Raw genomic sequence first — 16,983 nt, 5'->3', positions numbered from 1 at the left:
CGGGATCAGCGGCGGTTGTAGCGGTACATGGTCAGGGTGCCGAAGACCACCACGAAGCCGGCGCTCCACAGCAGGGTCCACATCGTGGCCGACGCGTCCCAGCCGCCCGACATCGCCGCGCGTACCGAGGCCACCAGCTGCGTGATCGGGTTGACCTTGACGAACGCCTGGAGCCAGCCGGGCATCGTGCCCGGGTCGACGAACACGTTGCTGAGGAACGTCAGCGGGAACAGCACCATCATGCTCGCGCCCATCACGGACTTCTCGCTGCGCAGGACGAGCCCGAAGAACGTCCAGACCCAGGAGAACGCGAACGAGAAGACCACCAGCAGGCCGATCCCGGCCAGCACGCCGGGCAGCCCGCCGTCGGGCCGGAACCCCAGCACCAGCCCGACGCCGAGGATGACCACGGCCGCCAGCACGTACCGCAGCACGTCGCCGAAGATCATGCCGACCAGCGGGGCGGGCCGCCAGACCGACAGCGTCCGGAACCGGTCGAAGACGCCCTTCTCGATGTCGGTGTTCAGCCCGACGCCGGTGTACATGGTGATCATCACGACGCTCGTCACCATGATCCCGGGCAGGAAGAACTGGAGGTAGTCGCGCGGGCTGTCGGCGAGAGCGCCACCGAACAGGTACGTGAACATCAGCACCATGATGATCGGGAACGCCGTCACGTCGAAGAGCTGTTCCGGCACGTGCTTGATCTTCAGCAGCGCGCGCCAGCCGAACGCGAGCGACGCCGACAGCGCGCCGGGCCTGGGCGGTCGCGCGCCGGGCGCGAGGACGGTGGCGAGCGCCTCCGTCGAGGGTACGTAGACGGACGGGGCCCGCCCGGTCGTGGTGGCGTTGGTCATCGGGCTGCCTCCAGCTCATCGTCCCGCTCGTCGGCCGCGACGGCGGGGTGGTCGGTCAGGGCCAGGAAGACCTCGTCCAGGCTCGGCTGACCGAGGGAGAAGTCGTCGACGACGATGCCGGCGCGGGCCAGGTCCCCGAGCGCGCGGGCCGCCTGCTCGCTGGCGTCGAGGTCGCTGCCGTCGCCGCCGACCCGCGCGGTCAGCGCGACCGGGTCGGGTGCGAGCTGCACCGGAACGCCGAGGGCCGCCTGGAGCAGCTTCTCCGCCTCCGACCGCCGCCCGGGGTCGCGCAGCCGCAGGTGGACGGTGCCGGAGCCGACCGAGGACTTCAGCTCGCCCGGGGTGCCCTCCGCGATCACCCGGCCGTGGTCCACCACCGCGATGCGGCCGGCGAGCTGGTCGGCCTCGTCCAGGTACTGCGTGGTGAGCAGCACCGTCGTGCCGTGCGCCACGACGGCCCGGACGATCTCCCACACCTGGTTGCGGCTGCGCGGGTCCAGCCCCGTCGTCGGCTCGTCGAGGAACAGCAGGTCGGGGGTGTTGAGGATGCTCGCCGCGATGTCGATGCGCCGCCGCATGCCGCCCGAGTACTTCTTGACCTGCCGGTCGGCCGCTTCGGTCAGGCCGAACGCGGCGAGCATGCCCTCCGCCCGTTCCCGGGCGGCCGGCTTGCGGTGCCCGAGCAGGCGGGCGAGGAGCATCAGGTTCTCCAGCCCCGTCAGGTCCTCGTCCACGGAGGCGTACTGGCCGGTCAGGCTCATCCGGGCGCGCACGGTGTTGGCCTCGGTGACGACGTCGTGCCCGAAGACGCGGGCCCGTCCGCCGTCGGGGCGCAGCAGCGTCGCCAGCACCCGTACCGCCGTGGTCTTGCCGGCGCCGTTCGGGCCGAGCAGCCCGTAGACGGTGCCGGCGGGGACCTGTAGATCCATGCCGGCGAGCGCCCGGGTGTCCCCGAACGACCGGGTCAGGCCCTCGGCCTCGATGGCCAGGCCGGTGGTGCGTGTCATGCTCCCTACCTTCCTCAGGTGTCACACGTTCAGGAGACGTACGGGCGCGCGGCGCGACCCTCGCGCAGGGTCAGGCCCCACCAGTGGAGCTGGTCGAGCAGGACGTCGGCGGCCCGCTCGCACCGGTCGGCCGTCGGGGGTGACGGCGCGCCGTCGAGCAGGTCGACACCGACGACGTCGCGCATGGTGACCGCGTGCAGTGCGGTGAAGACCGTCCGGAGCTGGTCGACCGCGTGCAGGCCGATGGAACCGCACCCGTACGACACGAAGCCGACCGGTTTGGCCTGCCACTCGTCGTACGCGTGGTCGATCGCCTGTTTCAACGAGCCCGGGAAGCTGTGGTTGTACTCGGGGGTGACCACGACGAACGCCTCCGCCCGCGCGATCTGCGCGACGAACGACCCGATCGCGGGAGTCGGCTCAGCCGGGCAGCTCGCGGGGAGGTCGTGGTCGGCGAGGTCGACGACCGTCACCGCCAACTCGTCGCGCCGCCGTGCCCGGTCGACGAACCAGCGGCCGATCCGGTCGCCCGCCCGCCCCTCCCGGGTGCTGCCGATGATCACGGCGAGGCGCAGTGGCGTCATGGCTCCCCCTCCCGGCTCCGGTTCCACCCGTCGGGCGCGAGACGGCGGCCAGCGCCCCGCCAGATCGAAACTGGCGGGGCGCGATGTCGGCGGCGGGTGCTGCCACGGGCGCCAGGGGAGGGGAGGGCCGGCGGGGTGACCGGGTGCGCCGGGGTGGGGGCGTCAGGCCGGGACGTAGTCGAAGGTGTCCGGGTTCGGGCCCTGCCGGCCGGCCTCGCCCCGGTCCAGCCCGGTGATCCGCTCGGCGTACCCCTGATCGGGGCCTTCCAACCGGTGATCAGGCCGGCTCGTCGAAGAGCACCGGCCAGGGGCGGGGCGCCGGCCCGGGCGGCGGCGCCGGGGGCTCCGACCCGTCGGCCAGCACCTCCGCCGCGAGCTGCCCGAACATCGGCGCGGCCGGGTGCGCGGCCCGGCGCGGCCAGGCCGCCGAGGTGCGCCGGACGAGCGGCGACCCGGCGACCGGCCGCCAGGCGATCCGGGGCTCCCGGCGCGCCGTCGCCGCCGGCTCGACCGCGACCCCGCCGCCCGCCAGCACCAGCCCGAAGAGGAACTCCGGGTTCCGCGCCGGGCGGACCCGCCCCGGCGTGAACCCGTGCCGGCGGCAGACCTCCAGCAGGTGGTCGTGCCAGCCGGGCGCGGTGGCCCGGGGCGCGGTCACCAGGTCCAGTCCGGCCAGCGCCGCCAGCTCGACCTCCCGTCCCCGGGCCAGCGCCGAGGCGCGCGGCAGCAGCACCCCCAGCGGTACGTCGACGGCGGCACCGAGGCGCAGCCCGTCGTCGGTGACGGGATGGTGGAGCAGGCCGACGTCCAGCCGCCCCTCGCTGAGCATCCGCTCCTGCTCGCCGCTGGTCAGCTCGTGCAGGTCGACGTCGAGCCCGGGGGCGCGCTCGGCCAGCCGGTCGAGCAGCTCGCGCAGGGTCACGGCCGGTGTCTCCGGCGGCACCCCCGCCCGGAGCACCCCCGACACGCCGTCGCGCACCTGGCGCATCAGGTTGCGCAGCCGGCCCTCCCCGGCCAGCAGTTCCTCGGCCTCGCCGACGAGCAACTGGCCGGCGGTGGTCAGCCGCACCTGCCGCCGGGACCGGTCGAACAGTTCGACCGCCAACTCCCGCTCCAGGCGCTGCACCGACTGGCTCAGCGGCGGCTGGGCCATGCCGAGCCGCTCGGCCGCCCGCCCGAAGTGCAGCTCGTCGGCGACCACCACGAAGTGCCGCAGGTGCCGGAGCAGGTCCACGGCCGGACCCTACGCCAGCGCGAGATCTTGGTACCGAAGCGCCCCTCGGGGGGCACTTTTCTACCAAGATCTGGTGCCGAGCGGCCGAGCGGCCGAGCGCTGCGTCCAGCGGGCGCGCGGTGGGCGGGGGCGGGGCAGCGGCTACCGTGCGCAGTGTGGTGGCGGAGCGGATCGTGGAGATCTTCGAGCGGGCCGGGGTCACCGGCTGCCTGCACGTCGTCGACCTCGACGCGGTCGACGGCGGTGCCGGTACGGGAGAGCCCGGCGGCCGGCGGGAGGTGGCGGTCCGGGCGGACGAGCAGGTGGTGATCGCCTCGATCTTCAAGGTGCTGCTGGTGCTGGAGTTCGCCCGGCAGGTCGTCGCCGGCCAGCTCGACCCCCGGGAACGGGTCCTCGTCACCGCCGACGACCGGCTCGGCGGGTGGGGGATCGCCGGCTGCGCCGACGACGCCGAGGTGTCGCTGCGGGACCTGGCCTACTTCGCCATGTCGGTCAGCGACAACACTGCCGCCGACCTGCTGCTGCGCCGGGTCGGGGCGGACGTGCTGCCGATGCTCGCCGCCGAGCTGGGGCTGCCGCGTACCCGGATCGCCGGCGGTCCCCGGCACCTGGTCGAGACGATGCTCGCCGACGTCGGCGCGCGGACGGAGGCGGACTTCGCCCGGATCTTTCCCACCCTGCCGCCCGAGCGGGTCCGCGCGATGCGGATGTTCGATCCCGCGCACACCACGTCGAGCACCGCCCGGGAGATCACCCGGCTGCTCGGCCTGATCTGGCGCGACGAGGCCGGCCCGCCCGAGGCGTGCGCGATGGTCCGGGGCTGGATGGCCCGGCAGCTCTTCTGGACCCGGCTGGCCGCCGGCTTCCCGCCGGGCGTGCGGGTGGCCGGCAAGACCGGCACCCTGCCGGGCCTGCACCTGGAGGCGGGCGTGGCCGAGTACCCCGACGGCGGGCGGTACGCCGTCGCCGTCTTCGTCCGCGCCACGCAGCTCGCCACCCGCCGCATCGACGTGGACCTGGCGATGGGCCAGGCCGCCCGAGCCGCCGTCGAGGGGCTGCGTGCCGGCTGAGTCTGTCGGCCGCAGGGCGGTGCCGACGACCCCGCTGAGCTGCTCCGATATGCGTCGGGATATCGACCGTGTCGGGCATGGATCTTGGACCTGGCGGGGGTCGTGCTGGTTGGCTCGGCACCGACCGATCAGCACCACGACGGGGAGAGTTCCGCATGCCCAACATCGACCGCCGCCGCTTCCTCCGGGACGCCGCCGCCAGCACCGCGCTGGTATCCGCCGGCGGGCTCGCCGGCGCCGCCCTGACCGGCCCGGCACACGCCGCGCCGCCGGCCACCGCGCCGGTCGCCGCCGCACCGGCCGGCCGCCGCAGCGGCCCGGTCAGCTTCCGCTGGTGGGGTACGTCCGCCTGGCGCATCGACGTCGGCGACCGGACCGTCCTGGTCGACCCCTTCCTCAGCCGGATCGACACGGGGCTGTTCAGGGGCGCCTTCGACCAGACCAAGAAGCTGGAGGTGCGCACCGACGTCGTGGACTCCCTGGTGGACCGTGCCGAGACGGTGCTCGTCACGCACACCCACTGGGACCACTACATGGACGTGCCGCACATCGCCGGCCGCACCGGCGCCCGGGTCTTCGGCACGCTGACCGCCTACCACCTCGGGCTGGCGTACGGGCTGCCGTCGGGGCAGCTCAGCCCGGTGCGGGGCGGGGAGGTGCTGGACTTCGGCGCGTACACGGTGGAGGTGATCAGCTCCCTGCACAGCCGCAACAAGTCGTACTCGATGGCCTTCCCCGGCGTACGGGTCAGCCAGCCGGCGAAGCCGGAGACGATCGCCGACCTGCCCGAGGGCGACACCCTCGCGTACCAGCTGCGGGTGCCCGGCGGCCCGTCGGTCTTCTTCATGGGCGCGAGCGACTTCGCCGAGCGGAACCTGACGGGACTGGCCCCCGACGTGGCCATGCTGGCGCTGCCGAGCACCACGGTCACCGCCGACTACGCCGAGCGGCTGCTCGACGCGCTCGACCGGCCGAAGGTCGTGGTGCCGGTGCACTTCGACAACTTCGAGACCGAGCTGCGCAACCCCGTGCCCATGGCGCCGACGGACCGCGAGCGGCTGGACGCGTTCCTCGCCGCCATCCGCCGGGTCTCCCCGCGCAGCCGGGTGATCGTGCCGGAGTACCACACCGCGTACCACTTCTGAGCAACGCGCGACGGGCCGCGGGCGGCAGCCCCCGGCCCGTCGTCGCGCCCGGGTCGGCCGCCGATGCGGGACCGGGCGGCGAGGGCTCAGCCCGTCGACATCCCGGCCAGTGCCCGCACCGAGCGCCAGTTGCGGGTGGTCGCCACCACGCCGAGCTTCTTCTCCAGGTGGTTGTTGGTGAACTTCGACCGGCCGTAGCCGCCGTCGGGATGGTGCAGGTAGACCTCGCGACCGGCGACCGTGAACGCCACGTTCTCGCCGTCGGGCACGGTCAGGGCGGCCACGGCGGCCGGGTCGGGCGCGGTCGCGAGGAAGACCACCATCAGCCGCGTGGGGTCGTCCTCCCGCCCGGCGTACGGGTTGCCGCCGGCCACCGCCGCCAGTTCCCGGCCGCTGCGCACCAGCACCGGCACCGTCAGCCCCAGCTCGTCGGCGATGGCCCGCTCGATGCCCCGCGCCAGCGCGTCGGCGTCGCGCACCGTGCTGCCGAAGACCACGTTCCCGCTCTGCAGGTACGTCTGCGGGTCGTGGTGGCCGAGGCCGGCGACCAGCCGGCGCAGGTCGGCCATGGCGACCTTCGCGCCGCCGACGTTGACCCCGCGCAGCAACGCGACCCACCTGTCCACACGACCTCCTCGACCCGCCGGTACGGGCCAGCCTAGGGCGTGGGCGACGTCGGTCGCGGCCGTCGTCGCCGGGGCGGGGCCCGCCGCTCAGCACACCGCGCTGGAGTGCCGGGTCCGTGATCCGTACCATCGGTTCTCGACAGCGGCCCCCGGCAACGGGTGCCGCGAGCGGAGCGGGACCACGGACACCGGCATGCGGGCTCATGCCGGTCGACCGGCGTGCGACCGCCTCAAGCGAGAGACCTCGCCCAGCGGTCCGCGCGCACCCATCCGTACCGGAAGGACACCGCCATGCGCGCTCCCTGGACGCGCCGTCACCACCTTCTGCCGGGGCTGCTGGCCCTGGCCTGCCTCGCCACCGTCGCCGTGGCCGCCGCCGTTCCACTGACCAGCCCGCCCGCCCGCGCCGCCGAACCCGTCGTGGTGCTCGACGCCACCTTCGAGGACGGCACCACCCAGGGCTTCCGGCCCCGGGCCGGGGAGACCGTCGCGGTCAGCACCGCCGTCGCCCACGGCGGCACCCGCAGCCTGCTCGCCTCCGGCCGCACCGCGAGTTGGCAGGGCCCCGCCCTCGACCTGCTCGACGAGATGGTCAAGGGCACCCGCTACACGCTGACGGTGTGGGTGCGGCTCGCCGCCGGTCAGCCGCCCGGCCAGGTCCGGCTCAGCGTGCAACGCGACTCCGGCGGCACCTCGGCCTACGACCAGGTGGTGGGCGACACCGCCGTCACCGCCGACGCCTGGGTCCGGCTCACCGGCACGTACGTGCTCGCGTACGACGTGGACGGGTTGTCGGCGTACGTGGAGACCGCCAGCGGCACCGCCGACCTGCACATCGACGACTTCACCATGGCGTACCAGCCGACCAAGCCGGTGCAGACCGACATCCCGGCCCTGCGTGAGGTGCTGGCCGCCGACTTCCCGATCGGGGCGGCGATCGGCAACCGGCAGATCATCGGCGACCAGGCCACCCTGCTGCGCCGGCACTTCGACACGGTCACCCCGGGCAACGCGCTCAAGTGGGACGCCACCCAGCCGGCCGAGGGCACCTTCCGGTGGGCCGACGCCGATGCGCAGGTCGGCTTCGCCACGGACAACGACCTGGCGGTACGCGGACACACCCTCGTCTGGCACCAGCAGACCCCGGCCTGGGTCTTCACCGACACCGACGGCACCCCGCTGACCTCGGACCCGGCCGACAAGGCCCTGCTGCTGTCCCGGCTGGAGGCGCACATCCGCGCGGTCGTCGGCCGCTACGGCGACGCCATCGGGGTCTGGGACGTCGCCAACGAGGTGATCGACGAGAACCAGTCCGACGGGCTGCGGCGCAGCCGCTGGTACGAGATCAGCGGGCTGGACTACCTGCGTACCGCGTTCCGGGTGGCCCGGGAGGTCGCGCCGACGGCCAAGCTCTACATCAACGACTACAACACCAACGTGCCGGCCAAGCGCGACAAGCTGCGCAACCTGGTGAGCCAGCTGCGCGCCGAAGGGGTGCCGATCGACGGCGTCGGGCACCAGATGCACGTCAACGTCCAGTGGCCGTCGATCGCCGAGACCGAGGCGATGCTCCAGGCGTTCGTCCCGCTCGGGGTGGAGCAGCAGGTCACCGAGATGGACGTCAGCATCTACGTCGACAGCAGTGAGTCCTTCCCCACCCCGCCGGCCGACCGGCTGCTGACCCAGGCGTACCGGTACCGGGACCTGTTCGCCCTCTACCGCCGCTACGCCGACGAGTTGACCTCGGTGACCCTGTGGGGGCTGGCGGACGACGACACCTGGCTGGACACCTTCCCGGTGGCCCGCAAGGACGCGCCGCTGCTGTTCGACACGGAACTCCAGGCCAAGTCGGCGTACTGGGGGATCGTCGACCCGACCCGGATCAACCCCACCCCGACGCCGACGGTCAGCCCGACGGTCTCGCCAACCGCCAGCCCGACCGTTTCGCCGACGGTCTCGCCGACCACGGGGCCGGACGCCTGCCGGGCGACGTACACCGTCTCCAACCAGTGGCCGGGCGGCTTCCAGGCGAGCGTCAGGATCACCAACACCGGCGGGCGGGCGCACGACGGCTGGACGGTGCGCTGGCGGTTCCCGGACGGGCAGCGGATCAGCCAGCTCTGGAACGGCACGGTCCGGCAGGACGGCCCGGACGTGTCGGTCACCCCCACGTCCTGGAACTCCGTCCTGCCCGCTGGCGGGACGGTCGAGTTCGGCTTCCTCGCCGGGTGGTCCACGAGCAACGACCGCCCGGCCGGCTTCACTCTCGACGGACTGGCCTGCGCGACCGGCTGACCCACCGGCCCGTCGTACCGCCACCCGACCTGCCCGCCTCCGGTCGGTGGCCGGCCGCCGTACCAGCGCGACGGTGTCTGGTGGAAGGGCCGTACCCGAGGTGTCAGCGGGCGACGGTGGGCGATGGCCGGGCCGGGCAGGCCCGGCCATCGCCGTGCCCGGCGCCCGGACGGCGCGGCGGAGCCGGGCCGGGACCCCCACGGATGCCGGAGACGCCGTCCGCTCCGGTCCGGCGTCAGAGCCGGCGGAAGGCGGGGTCCGGCGTCAGAGCCGGCGGATGGCGGCGGAGGCGAGGCGGAAGCCGATGGTGCGGTCGACGATGCGGGCGACCAGGTCCGCCTTCCGCAGCCCGCCGACGCCGCGCAACTCCAGGCTCGCGGCGAGCACCCGCAGGTCGCGGGCGGTCCAGCCGGAGAGGTACGCCGTACCGTCGTCGCGGCGGGACATGGACGCCAGCGCGGCCCGGGCCGCCACCGGGTCCGGCGCGGACGCCGCCCGCCGGGCTGACGGGCGCGCGGGGGCCCCGCCCCGGCCGGCGGATTCGGTGGCCGGCTGCCCGGCGGAGGCAGTCCCGTCGGCGGATTCGGCGGCCGGTTGCCCGGCGGGACTGGGCCGGTCGGCGCGTGCGGTGGCCGGGTGCCCGGCGGGGGCGGTTCCGGCGGGCGGTGGGGCGGGTGGGGCCGGGTCGACCGGTACCACCGCGAGCCGGGCCCGCCCCTCCGCCAGGGCGGCGAGGTCGGCGGCGGGCAGCCCCCGGAGCAGCGCGGTCACCAGGTCGGCGACGTCGCGGGTCGGGTCGGTCACGCCCCGGCCCGCTCGGGCTGGAGGTGGTCGAGGAACTCGGTGGCGAGCCGGCGCAGCTCGTCGCGGACCGCCGGGGTGGCGATCCGGTCGCGGAGCACCACGGGCACGCCGCGCGGGGTGTTCGTGGCGAACACGGTGACGTTCTCCCGCAGCGGGGTGGGGAAGACCGGCAGGCCGAGCGCCCGGACCTGGTCCATGTAGCCCTGGTGGGCGGCGATGGGCCGCTGCGCCATGAGCTGGATCATCGTGAACACCACGCCGGCCACGTCGGGGGCGACCTTGTGGTGCCGGCGGGTGGTGGCGAACCGGCGGGCGTCGGCGTTGTACTGGTCGACCAGTTCCCGGACGTTGCCGTGCAGGTAGTCGATGCCCAGCGTGGACAGGTAGTCGGCCTTCGCCGGGATGAGCAGGTGGTCGCTGGCGATGATGGCCGACTGGGTGACCACGTTGAAGTTCGGCGGGCAGTCGATCAGCACCATGTCGTAGCCGCCGAGCGCGTCGTCGTGCAGCCCCTCGGCCAGGGAGCCGCGCACCCGGAACAGTTCGGCGTCGTACTCGTCGCCGTCGGCCACCGCCCGGGCCAGCGCCAGGTCGATGTCGACGAGCTGGAGGTGGGACGCGATCAGGTCGAGTCGGCCGGCGCCGCTGAGTCGCGCGTTGGCCGGGCCGGGGGAGACGACCAGCTCGCCCAGGGTCGTCGCGGGGGTGTCCCCGCGCAGGCCGTCGTACCAGCGCTTCACCGTCCGGCCGTCGCGCAGCCGGTCCCGCCAGTCGTCGGGGTCGTAGAAGCCGAAGGTGAGGCTGGCCTGTGGATCGAGGTCGATGAGCAGCACCTTCATCCCGCGGTTGGCCAGCTCGGCACCGAGGTTGGCGGTGACGGTGGTCTTGCCGACCCCGCCCTTGTAATTGATCACCGATACGACGTACACCGGCACCTCCCCAGACCGGGAACGGTAGCGGGCCGGCGGACCGGCGCGGCACCCGCTCCGGCGGTCCGCCTTTGCACGTAACTACGTAAGTTCGTACTATCGACGTATGGCGGAGATCGAGGAGCGGCTGAGCGCGCTGGAGGCGCAGGTCGCGGCCCTGACGGAGCGAATCGGGGCGGAGCCGCCCCCGGCCGAGGCGCCCCCGGCGACCGGCGACGCCTTCTGGGCGCTCGACGGGCTGAAGCAACGGATCCCGGTCGACGGCGGCGGCGCGGTGCTCTACACCGGCACCGTCCGCCTCGACGACCAGCGCTACGACTGGCAGTACGGCCTCATGGTCGACGACGTGCTCGCCGGCGACTGGACGGAACTGGCCGGCGTGCTGACCGCCCTCGCGCACCCGGTGCGGCTGCGCCTGCTGCGGGAGATCCTCGGCGGCCGGCACGGCACCGGCGAGCTGGCCGAGATCGAGGGCCTCGGCACCACCGGCCAGCTGCACCACCACCTGCGCCAGCTCACCGCCGCCGGCTGGCTGCGCAGCGCCGGCCGGGGCCACTACGCCGTCCCGGCCGAGCGGGTCGTGCCGCTGCTGGCCATCCTCACCGCCACCCGCCGCTGACCCGCCGCACCCCGCCGCCCGGTCGAAGCCCCGCCCGGTCCGGTGGGCGCCGACCCGCCGAAAGCCCCCGACGGAGGGAAGCACCATGCGCAAGCCGATCGTCCTCGCCCTGGTCGTCGGTCTCGTCGGCGCCGTCGCGGCCATCGGGATCATGCCGCGCGAGCCCCGGCTGACTGGGCAGAGCACCGGCGACACTTCGCTGGCCGCCGACGTCCGCGCGGCGCTGCCCGACGCCGGGGGCCACCGCGGCCTCGCCGTCGCCGTGCTGGAGAACGGCCGCGTCCGCACCGCGGGCCTGGGCGACCGCGACCGGGCCGGCCGCCCGGTGGAGCCGGGCACCCCGTTCGAGATCGGTTCGATCACCAAGGTGATGACGGGGATGCTCCTCGCCCGGCAGGCCGCGACCGGCGCGGTACGCCCCGACGACCCGGTCGGCGCCGTGCTGCCCGAGCTGAGCGGGCCCACCCGCGAGGCGACCCTCGCCGAGTTGGGCAGCCACCGCTCCGGCCTGCCCCGCCTTGCGACCACCTCGGTCGGGGACCTGGTCGGGGCCTGGTGGGCGAACCTCACCGGCGGCAACCCCTACGCCGGCCGGGACGCCGGGTGGCTGCTCGACGCCGCTGGCGGGGAGGAGCCCGGCGACGGGCGCGGAGAGGTCCACTACTCGAACCTCGGCGTGGCGCTGCTCGGGCAGGCGCTCGCCACCCGGGCCGGCACGTCGTACCCGGAACTGCTCGACCGTGAGCTGCTGCGACCGCTCGGCATGACGTCGACCGTGGTGGCGACCGACGCCGACGCCCTGCCGCCCGGGCGCGCCGAGGGCTCCACGGCCGGCGGCCGCGCGGTCGAGGCCTGGGTCAGCGGCGGCTACGCGCCAGCCGGAGTCGGCCCCTGGTCGACCGCCGGGGACCTGGCCCGGCTGCTCGGCGCGACGCTCGCCGGCACCGCGCCCGGCGCCGACGCGGCCACCCCGCGCTTCACCGAGGACGATCGCAACCGGATCGGCTACGGCTGGTTCACCACCCGGTACGGCGACCGCGAGATCGTCTGGCACAACGGCGCCACCGGCGGCTTCCACGCCTACCTGGGCTTCGAGCGGGCCACCGGGCGGGGCGTGGTGGTGCTCGGCAACACCGCCAAGGGCGTCGAGCCGATCGGGCTGCGGCTGCTCGGCGTGCCGGCGCGGGACGCCGACGGCGACGGCCCGCCGCTGCCCGTCTGGATCGGCGCCGGGCTCGCGGTGGTGCTCACCTTCCTCGGCGGGCTGAGCCTGCTCGGCACCACCCGCCGGGCCCCCGACCGGCTGACCCTGGCGCCCGCCGTCGCCTGGGCGGTGCTCTACCCCGCCCTCGGCCACCGGCTGGGCGACTGGTCGATGGTTCCCGGCTGGCTCTGGCCGCTCGGCGCCGGCGTCTCGGCGGCGGGGATCGTCCTGGCCGCGTACCGCTGGCGGGGGTTGCCGTCGCTGGGCGGCGCACCGCCGTGGCGGCGGCTGACCTCGGCGGCGTTCTCGGCCCTCCTGGCGATCCTGGCCATCCTGATCCTCACCGCCTGACCCCCGCCGGCGACCACAAGGTTGGCGGAGGGAAATGCCGGAATCCCCGCCGGCGATCCCATGATCGACGCCGGAGTGGGCGGTGGGCGGGGCTGTTAGAGTCGCGCTGCTCGTCGGTGGGGTGGGAGGGGGCGACGGTGGTGGTGCCGTTCCGTGACGCACTGTCGCAGATGCTCAAGGCGCGCTTCCCGGTCCTCTACGTCGAGTCGTCCGAGGAACAGCGGGTGGTCGCCGAGGTCTGCGCCGTCGCCCGGGACGCCACCCTCGTCCGCACGCCACGGGCGGTGTGGACCTGGTCGCTGACGACGGGGCTCGTGCAACCCGACGGCGTCGCCCGCAAGGGCACCACCGACCCGGAGGACGCGCTGGCCGCCGTGCTGCGCCTCGACCACCCCAGCGTGCTGATCTTCAAGGACCTGCACCCGGCGCACGGCAGCAGCGACCGGCCGGGCACCCCCGGCGTGGTCCGCCGGCTGCGGGACGTGGTGGCGGCCTTCAAGGCCGGCCCGGTGCCGCGCACCCTCGTCCTGGTCTCGCCGGTGCTGCACATCCCGGTGGAGCTGGAGAAGGACGTGACGATCATCGACTTCCCACTGCCCACCGAGACGGAGATCCGGCGGGTGCTCGACGGCATGATCGCCGCCAACTCCGCCGGCGGCCGGATCCGCGTCGCCCTGGACGACCTCGGCCGGGAACGGCTCGCCAAGGCGGCCCTCGGGCTCACCCTGCACGAGGCGGAGAACGCGTTCGCCCGCGCCATGGTCAACGACGGCGTGCTCGACGGCAGAGACCTCGCGGTCGTGCACGAGGAGAAGCGGCAGACCGTACGCAAGTCGGGGCTGCTGGAGTTCGTCGACGCCCCGGTCGACCTCGCCGACGTCGGCGGGCTGGAGAACCTGAAGCGGTGGCTGGCCAAGCGGGACGGTTCCTGGCTGGCCGAGGCGGCGGCGTACGGGCTGCCCGCGCCCCGGGGCGTCCTGATCACCGGCGTCCCCGGCTGCGGCAAGTCGCTGACCGCGAAGGCGATCGCCTCGGCCTGGGGCCTGCCGCTGCTGCGGCTCGACGTCGGCCGGGTCTTCGCCGGGCTCGTCGGGTCGAGTGAGCAGAACATGCGCACCGCCATCCGGACCGCCGAGGCGACCGCACCCTGCGTGCTGTGGGTCGACGAGATCGAGAAGGGCTTCGTCGGCGGGGCCAACGACTCCGGCACCTCCGCCCGCGTCTTCGGCTCCTTCCTGACCTGGATGCAGGAGAAGTCCCGGCCCGTCTTCGTCATCGCGACCGCCAACGACTTCGAACGGCTGCCCCCGGAACTGCTCCGCAAGGGGCGCTTCGACGAGATCTTCTTCGTCGACCTGCCGACCCGCGCGGAGCGCGCGTCGATCTGGCGGGTCCACCTCGCCCGGCGGCTGCGCAACCCGGCCGTCGCCGGTGCCCTGACGCCCGACGACGCCCTGCTCGGCGAACTCGCCGGGCTCAGCGAGGGCTACTCGGGGGCCGAGATCGAGCAGGCCGTCGTCGGCGGGCTCTTCGACGCCTTCGCCGAACGGCGTCCGCTGCGCCGCGACGACCTGGTCCGGGCACTGGTCAGCATGGTGCCGCTCAGTGTCACCCAGGCGGAACGCATCGACGCCGTACGCTCCTGGGCCGACGCCCGCGCCGTCGCCGCCACCGCCGCCGAGGACTGGGACCTCGGTGGTCGTCCCGTCGGCCCGGGCGGCGCCCGCCCCGGCGGTCCGGGGCAGCAACGGGGGCAGGGCGGGCGAGCGGTCGAGTTCTAGTCTGTGGGTCGAAACCGAGGGAGGGGGCCCCGATGAGCGTCTCACTGATACTCCTGCCGCTGGCCGTCGCCGCCGTCGCCGCGACGCACGCCGCGACCGCCGGACGGGACGGGGAGGGGCACGTCGTCTGCCAGGTGCAGACCCGGATGCGGGACGAGACGCTGCTCGTCGCCGCGCTGCGCGACACCGGCGCGGTGGTCACCACCGAACCGGACGCCGTCATCGCGGACTGGGCCGACGTGCGGGCCGGCTTCCGGCGCGGCGAGGACGGCATCTGGTCGGCGCACTTCACGGGCGAGGTCGACGAGCCGCGGGCCGTCGAGGCGGTCCGGGCCATCGACGCCGCGTACGGGCGGCAGGTCCAGCGGGCCGTGCTGGAGCGGCTGCGCGAGCAGGCCCCCGCCGCCGGGCTGCGGCTGGAGTCCGAACAGGTCACCGAGGACGCGAGCGTCCGCCTGGTGTTCGCCGTCGAGGGCAGGTCGTGATGGGCGGGCAGCCGCGGATCGTGGTCACCGTGACCAGCGAGGGCGTCGTGAGCGCCGAGACCAGGGACGTGCTCGGCGACGGGTGCCTCGACTACATCGCCGTGCTGGAGGACCTGCTGGCGGCCCGCACGGTACGCAGCGCGTACACCGCCGACCGCGACCGCGCCGCCGTGCCCGAGTGGCAGGAGCAGCGCGATGTCGAACGCGCCTAACCCCGGCTGGCCGCCCCCGGCCGTCCCCCGGCCGAGCACGACGTGGCAGGTGTTGCAGAGCTGGTGGCTGTTGCTGCCCGTCCTCGGATGCAGCTGCCTCGGCGGCCTCGGATTCATCTACGTGGGCCTGCGGGCCCAGCGCGCGGCGTGGTGGCTCCCCGGCATCTTCTACACCGTGGTGGGCTCGGCGGCGTTCCTCGTCGTCGGCGAGTCGGACCAGGAGAGCGCCCTCAGCGACTGGGCGGTCGGCGTGCTCCTGGCCGTGTGGATCGCCAGCATCCTGCATGCCGCGCTGATCAATCCGGCGTGGCTGCGCTGGCTCACGGACCGCCGCGCCAGGTTCGCGGCGACGGCGTGGCCCGGCGGCGCGTACCCGCTGGCTCCGCTGCCCGGGGCGGCTCCCGCCGGCCCGATCCCCCGTCCCTACCCGGGCATGTCCCCGACGTATCAGCCCGGTTCGACGGCGGGCTACCCGTCCCCGGCCTACCCGCCGGGGTACCCGCCCGCGTCGCCCGCCTATCCGCCGGGGTCGTCGGCCTACCCGCCCGAGTCGTCCTACCCGCCGGGGTCGCCGTCCTATCCGTCCGCGTCGTCGTCCTACCCGCCGGGGTCGCCGTCCTATCCGCCCGCGTCGTCGTCCTATCCGCCGGGGTCGCCGGTGTACCCGCCCGCCTCTACGACGGGACATCCGCCCACGTCGACGGGGTATCCGCCGCTGGCGGCCGACCCGACGTTGGCGCCGGCCGTCGACCCCTTTCCCACCGGGCCGATCACGTCGCTTCCGTGGCAGCCGGACGCGCCGGCCCCGGGGCAGCCGGACGCGCCGGCCTCCGGGCCGCCGGCTGGACCGCCGATCGACGTCAACGCGGCCGGGCCGGGCGACCTCGCGGCGCTGCCCGGCTTCGACCCGCAGCGCGCCCGGCAGGTGCTGGCCGAGCGGGAGCGGCGCGGGTCCTTCGGCAGCCTGGCCGAGTTCGCCGCCGCCGCCAACCTGGCCCCCCACGAGTACGCGCGCCTGCGCGACGCCGTGGAGTGCGTCCCGCCCGCCGGGCCGGCGCCCGACCGGCCGCCGCCCGGCCGGGTCCTCGATGTCTGACGAGGGTCCCGGGCCGCGCCCGCCGGTGGGGGTGGAGACGGTGGCGGTGGCGCGCTTCCTGGCCGCCACCCGCGCCGAGGGCCCGGGCGAGCGGACGGCCGTCTGGGTGCAGGGCTGCGCCATCCGCTGCCCCGGCTGCTTCAACCCGCACCTGTGGAGCTTCCGGGGCGGGGACCGGGTCGCCCCCGCCGACCTGGTGCGCCGGGCGCTCGACGCCGGCACCGAGGGGCTGACCCTGCTGGGCGGCGAGCCCTTCGACCAGGCCGCCCCGCTGGCGGCCGTCGCCACCGAGGTACGCGCCGCCGGGCGTTCGGTGATGACCTTCACGGGCTACACCCGGGCGCAGTTGCACCGGGCGGTCGACGCCGGCCGGGACGACGTCGCGGCGCTGCTGGCGGCGACCGACCTCCTCGTCGCCGGGCCGTTCCTGGCCGATCGGATCGACACCCGGCGGCCCTGGGTGGGTTCCACCAACCAGGAGTTCGTGCTGCTCGGCGACCGCTTCCCGGGACTGCTCGACGAGGTGTCGCACAGCCCGGACCGGGTCGAGGTGACCGTCGACGCCGCCGGCCGGATCGCGGTGAACGGCTGGGCCGAGGTCGACGCGCTCGACGAACTGCTGGCGTCGGTGACCAGCCCTCGGCCCCGGCCCGCGGGCGTACCCCGGCGAGGGTAGCCGCGCCG

17 protein-coding genes are annotated in these 16,983 nt (G+C 74.8%); 10 read left to right on the top strand and 7 right to left on the bottom strand.

Features of this window, described 5'->3' with window-relative positions; genetic code table 11:
- Positions 1–5: 5 nt before the first annotated feature.
- The 4 genes from ACLQ20_RS00725 to ACLQ20_RS00710 form a co-directional block, all read right to left on the bottom strand.
- Positions 6–857, bottom strand: coding sequence for an ABC transporter permease (locus ACLQ20_RS00725; protein ID WP_425853879.1), 852 nt, complete (start codon positions 855–857; stop codon positions 6–8).
- Complete coding sequence (locus ACLQ20_RS00720; protein WP_425853878.1) at positions 854–1,864, bottom strand: ATP-binding cassette domain-containing protein; 1,011 nt, start codon at positions 1,862–1,864, stop codon at positions 854–856. Before ACLQ20_RS00720 ends, ACLQ20_RS00725 begins: the two co-directional genes overlap by 4 nt.
- Before the next feature lie 29 nt (positions 1,865–1,893).
- Positions 1,894–2,448: an NADPH-dependent FMN reductase gene (locus ACLQ20_RS00715; RefSeq protein WP_358115795.1), complete on the bottom strand. Its 555-nt coding sequence runs from the start codon at positions 2,446–2,448 to the stop codon at positions 1,894–1,896.
- 277 nt (positions 2,449–2,725) lie between these two features.
- On the bottom strand, positions 2,726–3,682 hold the full coding sequence (locus ACLQ20_RS00710; protein ID WP_151457212.1) for a LysR family transcriptional regulator: 957 nt from the start codon (positions 3,680–3,682) through the stop codon (positions 2,726–2,728).
- 146 nt (positions 3,683–3,828) lie between these two features.
- Between ACLQ20_RS00710 and ACLQ20_RS00705 the strand changes: the two genes are divergently transcribed.
- Both ACLQ20_RS00705 and ACLQ20_RS00700 read left to right on the top strand, forming a co-directional pair.
- Positions 3,829–4,752, top strand: coding sequence for a serine hydrolase (locus tag ACLQ20_RS00705; protein WP_425853877.1), 924 nt, complete (start codon positions 3,829–3,831; stop codon positions 4,750–4,752).
- A 155-nt stretch (positions 4,753–4,907) separates the two neighbouring features.
- Complete coding sequence (locus ACLQ20_RS00700; protein WP_425853876.1) at positions 4,908–5,897, top strand: MBL fold metallo-hydrolase; 990 nt, start codon at positions 4,908–4,910, stop codon at positions 5,895–5,897.
- An 86-nt stretch (positions 5,898–5,983) separates the two neighbouring features.
- On the opposite strand, the gene ACLQ20_RS00695 is transcribed toward ACLQ20_RS00700, so the two are convergent.
- Positions 5,984–6,523: a DUF1697 domain-containing protein gene (locus ACLQ20_RS00695; protein WP_425853875.1), complete on the bottom strand. Its 540-nt coding sequence runs from the start codon at positions 6,521–6,523 to the stop codon at positions 5,984–5,986.
- Positions 6,524–6,814: 291 nt separating this feature from the next.
- Between ACLQ20_RS00695 and ACLQ20_RS00690 the strand changes: the two genes are divergently transcribed.
- Positions 6,815–8,818 carry an endo-1,4-beta-xylanase gene (locus tag ACLQ20_RS00690; RefSeq protein WP_425853874.1) on the top strand — a complete coding sequence of 668 codons (2,004 nt, stop codon included), beginning with the start codon at positions 6,815–6,817 and terminating at the stop codon, positions 8,816–8,818.
- A 264-nt stretch (positions 8,819–9,082) separates the two neighbouring features.
- Here ACLQ20_RS00690 and ACLQ20_RS00685 read toward each other — a convergent pair whose 3' ends face one another.
- Together ACLQ20_RS00685 and ACLQ20_RS00680 are read right to left on the bottom strand one after the other, a co-directional pair.
- Positions 9,083–9,622, bottom strand: coding sequence for a hypothetical protein (locus ACLQ20_RS00685; protein WP_425853873.1), 540 nt, complete (start codon positions 9,620–9,622; stop codon positions 9,083–9,085).
- Positions 9,619–10,551, bottom strand: coding sequence for a ParA family protein (locus ACLQ20_RS00680; protein WP_132233766.1), 933 nt, complete (start codon positions 10,549–10,551; stop codon positions 9,619–9,621). Before ACLQ20_RS00680 ends, ACLQ20_RS00685 begins: the two co-directional genes overlap by 4 nt.
- A 106-nt stretch (positions 10,552–10,657) precedes the next feature.
- Here ACLQ20_RS00680 and ACLQ20_RS00675 point away from each other — a divergent pair, with 106 nt between their 5' ends.
- The 7 genes from ACLQ20_RS00675 to ACLQ20_RS00645 all read left to right on the top strand — a co-directional run bounded on the left by ACLQ20_RS00675 (position 10,658) and on the right by ACLQ20_RS00645 (position 16,975).
- Positions 10,658–11,170 (top strand): ArsR/SmtB family transcription factor, encoded by a 513-nt coding sequence (locus ACLQ20_RS00675; protein WP_425853872.1) that lies wholly within the window; start codon positions 10,658–10,660, stop codon positions 11,168–11,170.
- 85 nt (positions 11,171–11,255) lie between these two features.
- Positions 11,256–12,725: a serine hydrolase domain-containing protein gene (locus ACLQ20_RS00670; RefSeq protein ID WP_425853871.1), complete on the top strand. Its 1,470-nt coding sequence runs from the start codon at positions 11,256–11,258 to the stop codon at positions 12,723–12,725.
- Positions 12,726–12,841: 116 nt separating this feature from the next.
- The gene (locus ACLQ20_RS00665) at positions 12,842–14,506 is read left to right on the top strand and encodes an AAA family ATPase (RefSeq protein WP_358115815.1); all 1,665 of its coding nucleotides are present in this window, start codon (positions 12,842–12,844) and stop codon (positions 14,504–14,506) included.
- 32 nt (positions 14,507–14,538) lie between these two features.
- On the top strand, positions 14,539–14,991 hold the full coding sequence (locus ACLQ20_RS00660; protein WP_151456979.1) for a hypothetical protein: 453 nt from the start codon (positions 14,539–14,541) through the stop codon (positions 14,989–14,991).
- On the top strand, positions 14,991–15,203 hold the full coding sequence (locus tag ACLQ20_RS00655) for a DUF2997 domain-containing protein (protein ID WP_425853870.1): 213 nt from the start codon (positions 14,991–14,993) through the stop codon (positions 15,201–15,203). The genes ACLQ20_RS00660 and ACLQ20_RS00655 overlap by 1 nt, the downstream gene beginning before the upstream one ends.
- Positions 15,187–16,299 (top strand): helix-hairpin-helix domain-containing protein, encoded by a 1,113-nt coding sequence (locus ACLQ20_RS00650; protein WP_425853869.1) that lies wholly within the window; start codon positions 15,187–15,189, stop codon positions 16,297–16,299. The genes ACLQ20_RS00655 and ACLQ20_RS00650 overlap by 17 nt, the downstream gene beginning before the upstream one ends.
- Positions 16,292–16,975, top strand: a complete 684-nt coding sequence (locus tag ACLQ20_RS00645; RefSeq protein WP_425853868.1) for a 4Fe-4S single cluster domain-containing protein — start codon at positions 16,292–16,294, stop codon at positions 16,973–16,975. The genes ACLQ20_RS00650 and ACLQ20_RS00645 overlap by 8 nt, the downstream gene beginning before the upstream one ends.
- Positions 16,976–16,983: the final 8 nt, after the last annotated feature.

This window comes from Micromonospora sp. DT46 (genome assembly GCF_049841735.1).
Lineage (GTDB): Bacteria > Actinomycetota > Actinomycetes > Mycobacteriales > Micromonosporaceae > Micromonospora > Micromonospora reichwaldensis.
Note: the sequence above shows the minus strand (reverse complement) of the source record. Positions and strands in the feature narration are given on the sequence as shown.